Source organism: Aeribacillus composti, assembly GCF_031760945.1.
GTDB classification, from domain to species: Bacteria; Bacillota; Bacilli; order Bacillales; family Aeribacillaceae; genus Aeribacillus; species Aeribacillus composti.
In genome coordinates this window covers 3053799-3068772 of sequence record NZ_CP134501.1, presented here as the reverse complement: position 1 = coordinate 3068772, position 14974 = coordinate 3053799, and the positions used below count along the sequence as shown (strand labels likewise).

Genomic DNA, 14974 nt, shown 5'->3' with positions numbered 1-14974 from the left:
ATGACATTTGACGTTGAACAGGCTAAAAAATGGATCATAACTTTTAACGATAAAATTCAGGAAAATAAGGAGTATTTAACGGAGCTGGATCAAGCAATTGGCGATGGAGACCATGGATTAAATATGGCACGGGGATTTCAGGAAACCGTCAAGAAAATTACAGAAGGCAAATATGATGATCTTGGTTCTTTGTTTAAAGATGTTGGCATGACTTTAATTGCTAAAGTAGGCGGAGCTTCAGGTCCGTTATATGGAACAGCTTTCATGAAAGCTTCTCTTGCTTTAAAGGGTAAAAAAGAAGTTGATATAAAGGCTTTAGTTGAGGCATTAGCAGCATCATTGGATGGGTTAAAAGTTAGGGGAAAGGCACAAGTAGGAGATAAAACGATGATCGATGTTTGGGAGCCTGTCATTGAGTATATGAAAAATCATGAAACGATTCATTCTAAAGAGCTTACTGATTTATCTAAAGAGAAAATGGACGACACAAAAGAGCTTGAGGCAAAGAAAGGCCGTGCGGCTTATTTAGGAAAGCGTTCTATTGGTCATATTGATCCTGGGGCAGCTTCATCGTATTTATTGTTTGCTTCCTTAGCTGAATTGCTCGAAGAAGGAGAGGTGGCCCAATGAAATATGTAAGTCTTGTCTTAATTTCACATAGCTATGAAATTGTAAGCGGCCTAAAAAAGCTTCTGAATCAAGTTCAACCTGAAGTATCTGTAGCCATCGCTGGAGGGGTTGAAGGAGATATCGGAACAAATGCATTAGACATTAAGGAAGCAATTGAATCAGTCTATTCTGAGAAAGGCGTTGTCGTTTTGTTTGATTTAGGGAGTGCACTCATTAATGCTGAAATGGCTATTGAGATGCTAGAGAACAATGAAAACATTATAATAGCCGATGCTCCTCTCGTAGAAGGAGCTTATGCAGCGGTCGTTGAGGCTGGTTTGGGAAGCTCGATTGAAGAGGTCGTTCGAGCTGGCGAGAGTGCAAAGGAGCTTGTCAAAATCAATGACTAGCGAGAAAAATTAGGAGTGAACTCAATGATCGAAAAAGAGATTACAGTGACCATTGAAAATGGTCTGCATGCTAGACCAGCAGCAGATTTTGTGAAAAAAGTAAACCAGTATAAAAGCAAGGTTGAGTTAATGATCGGCGACAGAAGGATTAACGCGAAAAGTATTCTTCAGCTTATGAGCGTTGCCATAATGGAGGGACAGACGATCAAAGTGATGACTGATGGAGAAGATGAGAAAGACGCATTAGCGTTTATTGATTCTTTTCTCCAATCAGGTAAAGAATCGTAATCAAGCCTTTGCTTTTGAATTGTTGCAAAATTCATATTAGGTTCATGGGTCCCATTTCCTTTAACTTACTTCAAAACAAATAATATCATAATTCAAAAAAAAAGTGATTGACAACGCTTTCTTTTTGTAATAATCTGAAATCAAGTTAATATTTGTGATGGAGAAATGGAGATCCACAGTAATTCCCTGTATGCAGCCTGCATACTAAGGGGGGAATTTGCTGCGGATCTTTTTTATTGACCAAAATTGTAGTCTTTTCGCAAGAGATAACAAATATATGAAAAAGGAGGAAACTTTGATGTCTGCATTTTTAGGTGAGCTAATTGGCACCATGATTTTGATTGTTTTTGGGGGTGGAGTTGTCGGCGGTGTTGTACTTAAAAAATCAAAAGCTGAAAATTCAGGCTGGATTGTTATTACGATGGGATGGGGTCTTGCCGTAGCGATGGCGGCATATGCTGTAGGTCAATTTAGCGGAGCCCATCTTAATCCGGCTGTAACCATCGGATTAGCTGCAATCGGTTCTTTCCCATGGAGTGATGTACCGACCTATATTATTGCCCAAATGATTGGCGCATTTATCGGTGCTGTGATCGTTTATTTGCACTATTTGCCCCACTGGAAAGCAACCGATGACCAAGGTGCAAAATTAGCCGTATTCTCAACAGATCCTGCAATCAAAAATCCTGCAGCGAATCTTTTAAGTGAAGTCATTGGTACATTCATTTTGTTGCTTGGATTTTTGGCACTTGGAGCGAATAAATTTGCAGAAGGAATGAACCCGTTCATCGTTGGATTTCTCATCGTTGCAATAGGTCTCTCCTTAGGCGGAACTACGGGTTACGCCATCAATCCTGCCCGTGATTTAGGTCCGAGAATTGCTCATTTTATTCTGCCGATTCCAGGTAAAGGAAGCTCTAACTGGGGTTATGCTTGGATTCCTGTTGTAGGGCCGATTATTGGGGGAACGTATGGAGCGTTATTTTATAAATGGGCTTTTGAAGGAGTCAGTACCTCTACTTTTTGGATTTTCACAATTGTTGTAGCAGTTATCGTTGTGGCAGCGCTAGTAAGCAATAAAGAACAAAGCTTGAATGTCTATAAGAAAACGAAAGCAACACTTTAAGTTTATAATTTTAATAAAAAAATGAGGTGAAGAAAATGGAAACATATGTTTTAGCTCTAGACCAAGGAACGACAAGTTCACGTGCGATCATTTTTAATAAAAAAGGGGAAATCGTTCATATTTCACAAAAAGAATTTGCGCAATATTTTCCTAAACCAGGCTGGGTAGAGCATAATGCCAATGAAATTTGGGGTTCCATCTTATCCGTCATCGCCACTTCCTTGTCTGAGTCAGGAATAAAACCTGAGCAAATTGCAGGCATCGGAATTACGAACCAACGCGAAACAACGGTTGTTTGGGATAAAAACACAGGTCAGCCGGTATATAATGCCATTGTTTGGCAATCACGGCAAACGGTAGATATTTGTGAGGAGTTAAAGGCGAAGGGATTAAATGATACATTTCGTGAAAAGACAGGTCTGTTAATTGATGCATACTTTTCAGGAACAAAAGTCAAATGGATATTAGATCATGTTGAAGGGGCTAGAGAAAAAGCGGAAAGAGGAGAGCTTTTATTCGGAACAATTGATACTTGGTTAATTTGGAAGCTCTCGGGTGGAAAGGCACATGTGACGGATTATTCAAATGCTTCAAGAACATTAATGTTCAATATTCATGAGCTGAAATGGGATGATGAACTGTTAGAAATTTTAACCGTGCCTAAATCCATGCTTCCGGAAGTACGTCCATCTTCAGAAATTTATGCACATACAGTTCCGTATCATTTCTTTGGGCAAGAAGTTCCGATTTCTGGAGCGGCTGGGGATCAGCAAGCAGCACTATTCGGTCAGGCTTGTTTTGAAGAAGGCATGGCGAAAAATACGTACGGTACGGGCTGCTTTATGCTTATGAACACGGGCGAAAAAGCTGTTGCTTCTAACCACGGACTATTAACAACGATTGCTTGGGGATTAAACGGAAAAGTGGAATATGCTTTAGAAGGAAGTATTTTTGTTGCAGGATCTGCCATTCAATGGTTAAGAGATGGACTTCGTATGTTAAAAAATGCTGCTGATAGCGAACAATATGCAGAACGTGTAGAATCCACAGACGGTGTATATGTAGTACCGGCGTTTGTCGGATTAGGAACACCGTATTGGGACAGCGATGTTAGAGGAGCTATATTTGGTTTGACACGGGGAACGCAAAAAGAACACTTTGTTCGTGCAACTTTAGAGTCCCTTGCCTATCAAACAAAAGATGTGCTGACTGCTATGGAAGCGGATTCGGGTATTTCCTTGAAAACCTTGCGTGTAGATGGCGGGGCAGTAAAAAATAATTTTCTAATGCAATTCCAGAGCGATTTGTTAGGTGTCCCTGTTGAACGTCCTGTTGTCAATGAAACTACTGCTCTTGGAGCGGCTTATTTAGCCGGCTTGGCAGTAGGATATTGGAAAGATCAATCAGAGATCGCGACACAATGGAACATTGACCGTACATTCGAACCATCTATGAATGAAGAAAAACGTAACAAATTATATGAAGGCTGGCAAAAAGCTGTAAAAGCTGCGATGGCTTTTAAATAAAGGTTCTCAGTCAATTGTTGAGGTGCACTTGATATGAAGTGCACCTCTTTTATATGTATGGAAGGTAAATCAGTGAGCATTATTCCTTATTTCTGAGACGATCAAAGTTGCGGAAAAACCATAAAAAATTTTTTCTCGGTATAAGTTATTCATCTCAAAGTGTATTCAGCTTACTCTAACTTACGGATATAATTTTATATGAAGTATAGTATAGTTATTCTAAATTCTTTAGTATACTTCAATGAAAAAGGAATCCAAAGTTAGAAAGATGATATTTAATGTTCAAATTGGTAAGAATGCTAAAATTGCGAGATCTAGAATTGTTTCGTATAGATAATCAAGATAATGAAACTATCTGTATGCTGTTGATTTTAGATTACAGAAGACCAAGTGTTTTGGATGATTTTCCAATTTTAAAGGAAATAGAGGATGAAAATTCATTTGAAGGCGCGGAGAATTATATCCACACTGTAATAATTTCAGAGGAAAAATTAGAAGAAAATATTGTCGGTCGAATTATTGAAGTAATTGAAGGATTAGTGGAGCATAAGCCAAATTGTGACAATAACTATTCATTTTATATTAGTAAATTTCCTGATCATTTTGAGGCTGGTGCACATTTAATAGAATATATTAAACCTATTTTAAATAAGATGAATTTTGGAATTGATCTAACATATATCACTGATAAACATTTCAATTATTTAACTCAAGAATAATTTTTTCATTAAAAGTAAAAGCGGTATCAAAAATGGAGATCTACTTTTAACTTCTGCTGAACTCGGGGGAACGAAAGTAAGGAATCCGGAGAAGCTAAAGGCAGAGCGATAACCCCGCCTTCTTGTACTAAAATTTAAGTTCGGCATTGGATGTATCAAGGATTCCTGCTGAATGTAGGAATCCCTTTTTGACAGATTCCGCACTAGAAAATCTGATTAAGTATTTCTCAAAGTATCCCTTGTGAAATAGTTGAACATGAGAAAATAAATTTGATGGCTAAAAAAGGATAAAACATGTGGTAAAATAGTGAAAATTAAAAATTAGAGGAGCGTTGTTTGTGATAAATTATAATGGCCGCAAGTTTGTTTCAATTGAAAATACAGATAATGGAGAAGTTTCTTCAGAAACGCTTTTTGAATATAAACAAGAAGGAAATATAATCTCAGCAACGTATAGCGGTGGAGAAATTATAAAAGGATTCTTAATTGGGATAGTAAAAGAAAATGGATGCTTAGAGTTTAGGTATAACCATGTGAATATCAAAAACGAGATTAGGGGTGGAAAATGTACTTCTACTCCAAAAATCTTACCAGATGGGCGAATTAGACTGTATGAGAATTGGAAATGGCTCGATGATAAGGAAACGGAAGGAAATTCAATTATTGAAGAAGTTGTTGAAAATCATTGATATATAAACTTGAGTTGAAAAATAAAGATTGCTGCGCTGCTGGTAGTATAGTGATGAAAAAGAAAAAAAAGAATTTAAAGTAGGTGCAACAGCTTTAGTGGAGGAGCAATAATGATTAGCATACAAAAAGATTCGGATGCTGCAATTATCTTGTTCACGAAATTTATGGAATCAATCAACATATGAAACATGTTTGTCAATCATTATCTGAAATTCGACTTTGATGTCTTCTGTTCGAATATGTTAGAACAGGAAACTCCTTTTGATTATTCTCAAGAGGAAGATGCTTACTTTAATTTTATGGAGAACATAGGTTTTACAAACGCTTTGGTCATAATTAAAAGTTTATTATCGGAGATTAAGGATGGATATAAAAACATATTTGTCGCCGGATTCAGTGCAGGAGCAACCGTTGCATGGCTATGTAGTGAAGAACGACTTGTTGATGGAATTATTGGGTATTATGGTTCCGTATTAGAAATTATATTGGAAATATCGCCTCAATGCCCGGAATTGCTGTTCTTTCCAGAAGAAGAAAAATTGTTTAATGTTGATGAGTTAATTTTAGCTTTAGAAAACAAGCATAATGTTGAGGTTCATAAGTTGAATGGACAACATGGATTCAGCGATCCATTCTCTTTAAAATATAACGAAGCATCAGCAAAAAAAGCTTTTACCAGATGTTGTTTTTTCTTTTGGAAACATTTAGACGTATTAACTCCGATGGAAAAGCGGACTAACTTCTTTATCTGTGGTGAAGCTCCCTTCATGATTGACTAATTGGCAGGCTAGCTGGAGAAGGCAAGGTTTAGTTTCAAAACAATGACGATATTTTTTCTGGTATGAATTTTGAAACAAACGCAGTAATCACATCGCCCAAGTGTGAAAAAAGTCGTCGACCTCCAATCGTGTAAAAATCCCTGGAGATCGACGACAGCTGTTTTTTGAAGGAAACAGCAGAATAATGGGTCATTGCTAAATTTTTCTATGTTCGTTATAATTAAAACCAACATCCGCCATTATTTAGAAAACATACTAACATCAACGTTTTTTGGGGTTTTTATCTTAACTATAAGGAATTGAAACTTGTATTTTTTCTTTCATTTTTCGATGTTTCAAAATCGTTTTTATCTTAACTATAAGGAATTGAAACCAGAGCCACCGATCACTCCTTTGCCATAAGGACAAATAGGTTTTTATCTTAACTATAAGGAATTGAAACCTCTCCAACAGTTTTAAAAGATTTCGTTTTGGATCTTTCTTGTTTTTATCTTAACTATAAGGAATTGAAACGAAATATTCCTCGGCACTAAATCCCATCTGCTTGAAGTTTTTATCTTAACTATAAGGAATTGAAACGCCATATCTTGAAGCTTCAGTGCTCGCTTTTTGCGGTTTTTAAGTACAAGGAATCAAAACTAATTGAGCATTAGTTCACTTGAAAGCGGAAGCAGCTGCACCCGATCTGTGAGCAATAGTTTCTCAATTATAAAGATCAACGAATAAACATATGCAGTGCCATTTATTTTTGCCTCTTGCCTCTGTTGCATCACTTTTCTACCCTATTGATCTCTCAATGAATTTAGACATTTGATTTTATAATCGTATCTTATAAAAGGGAGAAGTCTTAAGACAGCCGATATCAATTCCTGTTTGCAGACCATGCGGACGTTTTTTAACTCAATTGCAAATTCCTTGTAAACACCCTTGCCTTTCATTCATTCACAAATAAAAACAGCTTTCCTAAATACATGATCCCTCCAAATTTGAAATACCTTTACTTCACGAAAATCAATCATATTCTTTAGCAGACAATAAATTTGGCGAACGATGAATGGATAAGAGAAAAAGTTATTCAGAGAGATTTCGGGTGAAAGACAAAATAAAAGCTTGTAAGTATGAAAAGCAATGCCGTATGATAGCAATAAGTTAGGCAATTTTTTCAATTTTTGGAGGTATTCTATGAAAATTGCATTTATTCTTTTTGATCGAATGACAGCTCTTGATTTTGTAGGTTTTTATGATGCGGTAACACGCTTGAAAACAATGGGTTTTAATGAAGAATTAAGCTGGACCTTGTGTGGAATGAAAGATGAAATAAGTGATGATCGGGGAATTACAGTTAAGATTCAAGAAGTGGCTCCTGATTTATCTCAGTATGATTTGTTATTTGTCCCCGGGGGGTTCGGTACTCGAGAATTATTGCATGATTCTGAATTTATCGAATGGTTAAAAACGGGCAGCAATGCGACGTATAAAGTGTCCGTTTGTACAGGTTCCATACTTTTTGGCGCTGCTGGTTTTCTTGATAGAAAGAAAGCGACGACCCATCCAAACGAGTATGATTTACTTCGATCTTATTGTTCAGAAGTTATAGAAGATCGAATTGTGAAGGACGGTTATGTTATTACTGGCGGCGGGGTCGCAACATCTGTGGATCTCGGTTTATTTATTTGTGAGCTGCTTGCAGGCAGAGAAGCTGTTCTTCGCATTCAAAAACAAATGGACTACCCATATTACAAAGTTAGGCAATATAATTTAGACTAAGCTCTTCTATAAGAAGCTTTCTTTTTTTGTTGTTATTTATTTTCAGAATTGTTATGATACTGCTTTCTCGTTGAATACATAAATGCTGCAAATTACGGATTATCACCGGTTTTGCTTAATCACTAATTAGGCGAAGAGTTTCGGAACGATGCCTGTTTAACAGGGGTGATTTTATAGGGATTAGTATAAAATTATTTCAAACGAAAGCGTCTCAATAAATTTAGACGGGGTTTGCACAAGCAAAAGTATAAACTAGGCGAAAACCGCATGGAAATTCCGTAATTTTTGCACCAGATTGGAAGCAGATTACTCGGACTTATGCAAGATAAAACTTTCCGTACTTATGGAACTCTAAATACCGCCAACTGGATAAGCGTGGAAAAAATAAAATGAAAGCTCTCTGCTCCTCTTTGAGATTCACCTTTTCAAAGAGGAGTATTTGTTTTGATAGTATTCTTTCTTAACTAGCAGGTTGCTCTCTGATGTCAGTCTATATAGACACAATGAGCAGATAATTGTATAGTAAATCTATCGATCATGTCTATAATGAAATAGCAAAAGGTTTCTGCCAATGTGAAGATTTTTTACAAAGAATTTTTTAATCGTTGTGCGCTACATGTAAACACTGTACATGACTAACTTTGATCGTCTGGAAATGAATCGATGCTCTGGCAAAGCTTCAGCAATCGCAGCTCATATAGTTGAATGGAATCATGATTAAAATGCTAATTTTTGTTTTTTTCTAATGGGCTTTATATCGCTTATTATCATTACTACTCGACACTAAGTTTAGGCCAATGATCCGAATTTTTTATTTGCGGCTGATGAAAAGAAGTAATTTTAAGTTGACAATATAAACTGTAATGATTATTATTACATTTAGGAGGAAGGTTCAATATGAATAGCGATTTTTCGATTGCCGTTCACTGCGTTGCGTATCTGGCTGAAAAGCAAAATCAGCGAGTAACCAGTGAAGACATTTCTCAAAGTGTTTCTGTCCACCCAGTAAGATTAAGAAAAATCTTAAGCATATTAAGAAAAGAAAATATAATTGCTTCTAAAGAAGGGGCAAAGGGCGGATTTTCGTTAAACGCTCAGCCTGAACAAATTACGTTAGACAAAATTTTTAGAATCACTAGTGAGGAAACGCTTGTGCCGAAATGTCCCGATTCCAATGACAACTGTATAATAGGCAAACATCTGTCAGATGTACTCATTCGTATTTTTCATAATGCAGAAGAACATTTTTTAAACTATTTAAAAGGTGTGACGGTCCAAGATATCATTAATGAAATTCATAATAATAGCTCAAAAAGTTCGTTTCATGCCTGAAACAAAATAGTTTGTTGCGGCAAAAATTTTTTTTAAATAAAACTGTAATCAAAAACGTTTCAGTTTAAGGAGGTGAATGATAATGAAGAAAAAACGAGTAGTCGTCGGAATGTCTGGAGGAGTGGATTCCTCTGTAGCTGCTTATCTTCTTAAAAAAGAAGGGTACGACGTCATCGGGGTATTTATGAAAAACTGGGATGATACGAATGATGATGGTGTATGTACGGCAGCTGAGGATTATGAAGATGTTAAACGAGTTGCCAACCAACTCGGGATTCCTTACTATGGCGTCAACTTTGAAAAAGAATATTGGGATCGTGTATTTACGTATTTCATGGATGAGCTGAAGCGAGGCCGAACACCGAATCCAGATGTAATATGCAATACTGAAATTAAATTTAAAGCGTTTGTTGACTATGCTCTTTCACTTGATGCGGATTATATCGCAACGGGTCATTACGCAAGAATCAACAGAGAAAATGGCCAAATCACCTTGCTGCGTGGAAAAGATGCGAATAAAGATCAAACGTATTTTCTTAGCCAGCTAACATCGGACCATTTGTCTAAAGTTCTGTTCCCGCTGGGTGAGTTAACGAAGGGTGAGGTGCGAAAAATCGCCCAAGAATTGAACCTTATTACCGCCAATAAAAAAGATAGTACCGGAATCTGTTTTATTGGAGAACGAAATTTCAAAAACTTTTTAAAGAATTTTTTGCCGGCACAGCCTGGAGAAATTCGTTCGCTTGATGGAGAAGTGCTCGGTACTCATGATGGTTTAATGTATTACACAATCGGCCAACGAAAAGGGCTTGGCATCGGCGGCAAAGGAACAGGAGAACCTTGGTATGTCGTCGATAAAGATTTAGACAACAATGTTTTACTTGTTGCTCAAGGCAAAGACCATCCGGCATTGTTCTCTACTGGACTGATTGCATCAAACCTGAACTTGATAAATGGGGATGTTCGTCTTAGTACGTTTGCATGTACAGCTAAATTCCGCTACCGTCAAGAGGATCAAAAGGTGCGTGTCCATATTCGTCCGGATGGAACGGTGTTTGTAGAATTTGAAAAACCAGTTAAGGCTGTGACACCAGGGCAAGTAGCGGTATTTTATGAAGGTGAGATTTGTCTTGGCAGCGCCATTATTGACAAAGTGATAAAAGACGATGCTGCTATTGCCGCGGTTGCATCATAAAAAGTTCGTTACAGATATAATATATGTTTTTGTACAAATTATAAATATTGTTCATATCTGTAAAACAAATTATTTTAAACAGGGCCTTTCCTTTATATACGGCCCACCTTTTCTTAAGGAGTGGTAAAAACAATGGAAAAATTTAAAAATCATAAAGGGTATTCACGCATGTATCAAGAGAACAAACTGACTTTAGGGCTGTTCTTTCCGATTGAATCGTATATGGGAGACGTCCCTGAGATGAATATCGAAAAGCAAATGAAGCTGGCAAAACGAGCAGAAGAGCTGAATTTCGCTTCATTGTTTGTGAGAGATGTGCCGCTGCGCGATCCAAATTTCGGAGATGTTGGACAAATGTATGATCCGTTTACGTATTTAGGGTATGTTGCGGCTCACACCGATAAGATTGCTTTAGCAACTGGAAGCATTATTTTAACGCTGCGTCACCCACTTCATGTGGCAAAAGCGGCAGCTTCTGTAGACAGATTATCTGGTGAAAGACTCATTCTCGGCGTCGCAACTGGTGACCGTCCAATCGAGTTTCCAGCATTTTCTGTGAATCCAGAAGAACGGAGCGAATTATTCCGAGAATCAGTAGCTGCTATAAGAAAGGTTTGGCGTGACCATTTTCCGACGATTAACACGACACGAGTGCATATGACAAGTGGAGATATGCTGCCAAAACCAAAATTGTCAGATATACCATTAATGGTAACAGGTCACAGTGGACAATCTCCTGAATGGATTGCTGAACATAGTGATGGATGGATATACTATCCGCGTGGAATTAAGTTTCAAAAAGCATTAATCGATAATTGGCGTTCGCTAACAGAAGAATTTAAGCCATTTTCCCAATCTCTTTACATTGACTTAACGGAAGATCCAAATCATGTACCAATTCCGATACATCTTGGATTCCGTACGGGACGAAATTTCGTAATCGAATTTCTTGGAGCTTTACAGGATGCAGGTGTGAACCATGTCATCATCAACTTAAAATATGGACAGCGTCCAGTCGAAGAAGTGATTGAAGAATTAGGCGAGTATGTGCTTCCGCATTTCCCTGCTTTAACATGATAAGAAAATTTAAAAACCATCAATATGAGAAAGGATGGATATGATGAAAGTTTTGGTCATTGGAGCCAACGGGCAAGTAGGACAACAAGTAGTAAATATGCTTCATGCGCATGAACAGCATTCTGTTCGTGCAATGGTTCGAAAGCAAGAGCAATTGGAGGATTTTCAGAAAAAAGGAATTGAAGCGGTGCTCGCTGATTTGGAAGGCACTGTCGATGAAATTGCCGAAGCGGCCAAAGGCTGCGATGCGATCGTATTTTCAGCTGGTTCAGGTGGACACACAGGGGCTGATAAAACATTGCTGATAGATTTAGACGGCGCTGTAAAAGCCATGGAGGCTGCTGAAAAAATCGGAATTGAACGTTTTGTTATCGTGAGCTCATTCCAAGCCCATAATCGTCAGAACTGGCCGGAAAACCTTAAGCCATATTATGTCGCCAAACATTATGCCGACCGTGTGTTGATGAATAGCGGCCTAAATTATACGATTATTCGTCCTGGTTATCTAAAGAATGAAAAAGGTACAGGACTGGTTACCGCAGCCGAAAACTTACCTGTCGGTTACATTCCTCGGGAGGATGTAGCAAGAACGATTGTTCAAGCTCTTGATGAACCAAATACGTATAGAAAAGCATTCGATTTAATGTCAGGAGATAAAGAAATTAGCGAAGCGTTGAAATCACTGTAATGTACCGTTCAACGGAAAAGGAAGGGAGAAATTAGAAAATGGCTTACCCTTTTTACGCAATGGATTTTGCTTTCTATAATTCAATGGGTATTTATAGTTTTGAAGCTCGATGTGAAATGTTAAAGGAAATTGGCTATGACGCAACCCATTTATCCGTCTGGCACGGAGAGCGATGGAGAGATGTAGAAAAGCTCAAAAACGTTAAGGAGAAATATGGGCTGGACGTCGCAGGCGTGTACGTTGTGTTAGATCTTTCACTAGGCGAGGACCATCCAAGAAATGCAGGCATTTTAAAGATGCTGGAGATTATGGAAGGGTGCAGCACGGTTGAGCTGGCGATTCAATCTGTCGGAGAGCATATCCGCCCTTCAGATCCAAAAGGGGACGACATCGCAGTAAAATGGCTGGAAAAAGCATTGAAGATTGCCGAACGAAGAAATATTAACATTTTGCTTTACACGCATCTATCCTTCTGGATTGAACGCCATGAAGATGCAGTGAGACTATGCAAACGCCTGAACCATCCTAATCTTGGAATTGTCTTTTGCGGCTACCATTGGTATGCGGCAGATGGAACAAATCTAAAAGGAACGATTCAAGCGGTAGCTCCTTACTTAAAACAAGTAAACATGTCCGGCAGCAGCCGCAATCCGCACGGTTTTGGCGGAGTGGCAACAATCGAGCCTTTGGATGTTGGGGAGTTAGATAATTTTGCGTTGCTTGGACAGTTAAAAAAGATCGGTTATAACGGAATGATCGGCTACTTAGGTTGGAGTGAAGGCGGCGACGCTTATAGTAAGCTGAGACGTTCACTCAATGCGTTCCGTGATATGGAGCGTAGAGTTGAGGCACACCCGCACTGGGCGGATTTAAAATTAACTCCATAATGAAAAATATTGAGGTGCTAGTCGTACAATAATAAAGCTCAACTAGCACCTCGTGCATTCAGCCAATGTACTGCGGTATTCACCGAAGTACATTTTTTTATTGAAGCTTTTAAGATCCTTTATTTTTCAACAACTGCCTTTTCATTTACAGCCGTTTTTTTCACATACATCGTTACGCCGATGATGATAAGAATAAGAAGCAGCTGTGGCACTACTGTTTCAATCGTCGGATAGAAACCGATTGGTTCAATATAAGGAACATTCGGCAATGAATGTGTTGGCAGCGTGTTTGCTATCTGCATGGCATGAATACTGATTCCGAGCATTTTGAATGATAATACATAAATTAGCAGCGTTGCGCCCATAAAGAACGGCCGGACGGGAATCGCTGAACTAAAGCGGATGATAATAAACCCGAGGATCACTAAGATCGCCATGGCGATAGCGATTCCTAAAATTAACTGGCTGATTTCCATCGACGGAGCCATTCCGGCATAGAAAATAATCGTTTCGGCACCTTCGCGAAAAATTGAGAGAAAACTTAGCAAGGCCATGGAGAACAAGCTTCCTTTTGCCAATGCGTGTCCGAGATGCTCTTTAATATATTGATTCCAGTGGGCGATATTTGACTTTTTGTGAAGCCAAGCGCCAACCGTCATCATCATTACAACAGCAGTGATGCCGACGATTCCTTCGATCGATTCGCGGCTTCCGGCAACAGTTATTTTGGAGAAAAACATGTTCATGACAACAGCTAGAATAGCACTAGAAATGATGCCGCACAAAACGCCGATCCAAATCCAACCTTGTTTGTCGGCATGATTCGTTTTCTTCAAAAATGAAAGCAAACCGGCGATGATTAAAAGAGCTTCAAATCCCTCACGCAGTAAAATAAGCATAGCATCTATATACGTATAGCTTGTTTTGGCTGCGATGAGCTGAAGGGAATCATATAATTCACTAATCATCGTTTGAGCTTTTTCTACGTTTTTATTGTCAGACTGCAATAAACTGATTGCGGAGGGAATTTCAGTTTCCATGCGATTGTATAGGGAGTAGTCTTTTGTCCGAACCTCCCCTTCAACTACCGGCCATATAAGCAATATTTTGTTTAAATGTTCTGATGCCTCGGATGGGTTATGATCTTTTAGCGACTGTACGCTTTTTTCCAATAAATCTGTTACATCACTTAATGTGTATTCATTTCCAGCGGATTTTCCCGCATTTTTCCCGCTTAAAAAATTTTCAACAGAAGCTGTCAGATCCTTGAGGCTCTTTAAAGCCTTCTCTCGATCAGGCGGAGTTTGCGTCAGTGAAATTCTTAACAAAGCAAGCTGTGTTTCAATTTCGCCATACGAAACAACGCTTTCGGTACGAACAATGTTCTCGTTTGCCGTCCAAGTGGAAAGTAATTGCTGATATTTCATGGCCGCCTGATCAAAATTATTGTTTTGAATCATTTTTTCGATTTCATCAATAAATTGATACATCTGTTTTAGCTTTTCTTTTTCTTTTTGCGGATCTGTCGGATTTTGTTCTTCTTCGTACGAAGTAAGCGCTTTTGATAAAGCGGACAAATTTTCACTTATTTTCGTAGCATCTTTTTCAGATTGAGCCAGGGCGTTTTTCGCATTTTTTAACTGTTTATCGACTTCAGCTGTTTTTTTGCTATCAACAGCTTTTACTTCGTTCCATTGCTGTGAGAATTGTTCCAAATTGTCCTGTACGACATCCCAGTTCGCTTCCTTTGTTTTCATGATGGCATCGCCTATCAAAACATATAAATCATCAAGGTTCTCTGCGGCTACGGCTTTATTTGAGAAAATACCCATTGTGAAAAGAATTGCGAAGGCAATAAGCCCTAATTTTTTATACATCAGC

The 14974-nt window shown here is 38.3% G+C and carries 15 protein-coding genes and 1 CRISPR repeat array; of the genes, 14 read left to right on the top strand and 1 reads right to left on the bottom strand.

What is annotated here, in order from left to right; genetic code table 11:
* The 14 genes from dhaL to RI196_RS14850 all read left to right on the top strand — a co-directional run bounded on the left by dhaL (position 1) and on the right by RI196_RS14850 (position 13093).
* Positions 1 to 630 carry a dihydroxyacetone kinase subunit DhaL gene (gene dhaL, locus RI196_RS14915; RefSeq protein ID WP_311066450.1) on the top strand — a complete coding sequence of 210 codons (630 nt, stop codon included), beginning with the start codon at positions 1 to 3 and terminating at the stop codon, positions 628 to 630.
* The gene (gene dhaM, locus RI196_RS14910) at positions 627 to 1019 is read left to right on the top strand and encodes a dihydroxyacetone kinase phosphoryl donor subunit DhaM (RefSeq protein WP_063387208.1); all 393 of its coding nucleotides are present in this window, start codon (positions 627 to 629) and stop codon (positions 1017 to 1019) included. Before dhaL ends, dhaM begins: the two co-directional genes overlap by 4 nt.
* A 24-nt stretch (positions 1020 to 1043) precedes the next feature.
* Complete coding sequence (locus RI196_RS14905; protein WP_063387209.1) at positions 1044 to 1307, top strand: HPr family phosphocarrier protein; 264 nt, start codon at positions 1044 to 1046, stop codon at positions 1305 to 1307.
* Positions 1308 to 1605: 298 nt separating this feature from the next.
* Entirely contained in the window at positions 1606 to 2433 is an 828-nt protein-coding gene (locus RI196_RS14900) for an MIP/aquaporin family protein (RefSeq protein ID WP_311066449.1), read from the top strand.
* A gap of 35 nt (positions 2434 to 2468) precedes the next feature.
* The gene (glpK, locus tag RI196_RS14895) at positions 2469 to 3959 is read left to right on the top strand and encodes a glycerol kinase GlpK (RefSeq protein ID WP_311066448.1); all 1491 of its coding nucleotides are present in this window, start codon (positions 2469 to 2471) and stop codon (positions 3957 to 3959) included.
* 320 nt (positions 3960 to 4279) lie between these two features.
* Positions 4280 to 4678, top strand: a complete 399-nt coding sequence (locus RI196_RS14890; RefSeq protein WP_235600421.1) for a hypothetical protein — start codon at positions 4280 to 4282, stop codon at positions 4676 to 4678.
* Between the two features lie 338 nt (positions 4679 to 5016).
* A complete protein-coding gene (locus RI196_RS14885; RefSeq protein WP_311066447.1) occupies positions 5017 to 5367 on the top strand; it encodes an avidin-fold protein in 351 nt (116 codons plus the stop codon).
* 240 nt (positions 5368 to 5607) lie between these two features.
* Positions 5608 to 6147: a dienelactone hydrolase family protein gene (locus RI196_RS14880; RefSeq protein WP_311066446.1), complete on the top strand. Its 540-nt coding sequence runs from the start codon at positions 5608 to 5610 to the stop codon at positions 6145 to 6147.
* 276 nt (positions 6148 to 6423) lie between these two features.
* A CRISPR array of direct repeats spans positions 6424 to 6726; the repeat unit is 30 nt; unit sequence GTTTTTATCTTAACTATAAGGAATTGAAAC.
* 603 nt (positions 6727 to 7329) lie between these two features.
* Positions 7330 to 7914 (top strand): DJ-1/PfpI family protein, encoded by a 585-nt coding sequence (locus RI196_RS14875; protein ID WP_311066445.1) that lies wholly within the window; start codon positions 7330 to 7332, stop codon positions 7912 to 7914.
* A gap of 897 nt (positions 7915 to 8811) precedes the next feature.
* On the top strand, positions 8812 to 9246 hold the full coding sequence (locus tag RI196_RS14870) for an RrF2 family transcriptional regulator (protein WP_063387215.1): 435 nt from the start codon (positions 8812 to 8814) through the stop codon (positions 9244 to 9246).
* A gap of 82 nt (positions 9247 to 9328) precedes the next feature.
* Positions 9329 to 10441: a tRNA 2-thiouridine(34) synthase MnmA gene (gene mnmA, locus RI196_RS14865; protein WP_311066444.1), complete on the top strand. Its 1113-nt coding sequence runs from the start codon at positions 9329 to 9331 to the stop codon at positions 10439 to 10441.
* Positions 10442 to 10573: 132 nt separating this feature from the next.
* The gene (locus RI196_RS14860) at positions 10574 to 11518 is read left to right on the top strand and encodes an LLM class oxidoreductase (RefSeq protein WP_063387217.1); all 945 of its coding nucleotides are present in this window, start codon (positions 10574 to 10576) and stop codon (positions 11516 to 11518) included.
* A gap of 43 nt (positions 11519 to 11561) precedes the next feature.
* Positions 11562 to 12206, top strand: coding sequence for an SDR family oxidoreductase (locus RI196_RS14855; protein ID WP_063387218.1), 645 nt, complete (start codon positions 11562 to 11564; stop codon positions 12204 to 12206).
* Positions 12207 to 12244: 38 nt separating this feature from the next.
* Positions 12245 to 13093, top strand: coding sequence for a sugar phosphate isomerase/epimerase family protein (locus RI196_RS14850; RefSeq protein WP_063387219.1), 849 nt, complete (start codon positions 12245 to 12247; stop codon positions 13091 to 13093).
* A 119-nt stretch (positions 13094 to 13212) separates the two neighbouring features.
* Here the strand turns inward: RI196_RS14850 and RI196_RS14845 are convergent, their stop codons facing one another.
* A complete protein-coding gene (locus RI196_RS14845; protein WP_144597039.1) occupies positions 13213 to 14970 on the bottom strand; it encodes an FTR1 family protein in 1758 nt (585 codons plus the stop codon).
* Between the last annotated feature and the right edge of the window lie 4 nt (positions 14971 to 14974).

What these genes read in the sequence shown, in the direction of transcription:
- dhaL (WP_311066450.1), top strand. Translation starts at nt 1, where the DNA reads ATGACATTTGACGTTGAACAGGCTAAAAAATGGATCATAACTTTTAAC.
- dhaM (WP_063387208.1), top strand. Translation starts at nt 627, where the DNA reads ATGAAATATGTAAGTCTTGTCTTAATTTCACATAGCTATGAAATTGTA.
- RI196_RS14905 (WP_063387209.1), top strand. Translation starts at nt 1,044, where the DNA reads ATGATCGAAAAAGAGATTACAGTGACCATTGAAAATGGTCTGCATGCT.
- RI196_RS14900 (WP_311066449.1), top strand. Translation starts at nt 1,606, where the DNA reads ATGTCTGCATTTTTAGGTGAGCTAATTGGCACCATGATTTTGATTGTT.
- glpK (WP_311066448.1), top strand. Translation starts at nt 2,469, where the DNA reads ATGGAAACATATGTTTTAGCTCTAGACCAAGGAACGACAAGTTCACGT.
- RI196_RS14880 (WP_311066446.1), top strand. Translation starts at nt 5,608, where the DNA reads ATGTTAGAACAGGAAACTCCTTTTGATTATTCTCAAGAGGAAGATGCT.
- RI196_RS14875 (WP_311066445.1), top strand. Translation starts at nt 7,330, where the DNA reads ATGAAAATTGCATTTATTCTTTTTGATCGAATGACAGCTCTTGATTTT.
- RI196_RS14870 (WP_063387215.1), top strand. Translation starts at nt 8,812, where the DNA reads ATGAATAGCGATTTTTCGATTGCCGTTCACTGCGTTGCGTATCTGGCT.
- mnmA (WP_311066444.1), top strand. Translation starts at nt 9,329, where the DNA reads ATGAAGAAAAAACGAGTAGTCGTCGGAATGTCTGGAGGAGTGGATTCC.
- RI196_RS14860 (WP_063387217.1), top strand. Translation starts at nt 10,574, where the DNA reads ATGGAAAAATTTAAAAATCATAAAGGGTATTCACGCATGTATCAAGAG.
- RI196_RS14855 (WP_063387218.1), top strand. Translation starts at nt 11,562, where the DNA reads ATGAAAGTTTTGGTCATTGGAGCCAACGGGCAAGTAGGACAACAAGTA.
- RI196_RS14850 (WP_063387219.1), top strand. Translation starts at nt 12,245, where the DNA reads ATGGCTTACCCTTTTTACGCAATGGATTTTGCTTTCTATAATTCAATG.
- RI196_RS14845 (WP_144597039.1), bottom strand. Translation starts at nt 14,970, where the DNA reads ATGTATAAAAAATTAGGGCTTATTGCCTTCGCAATTCTTTTCACAATG.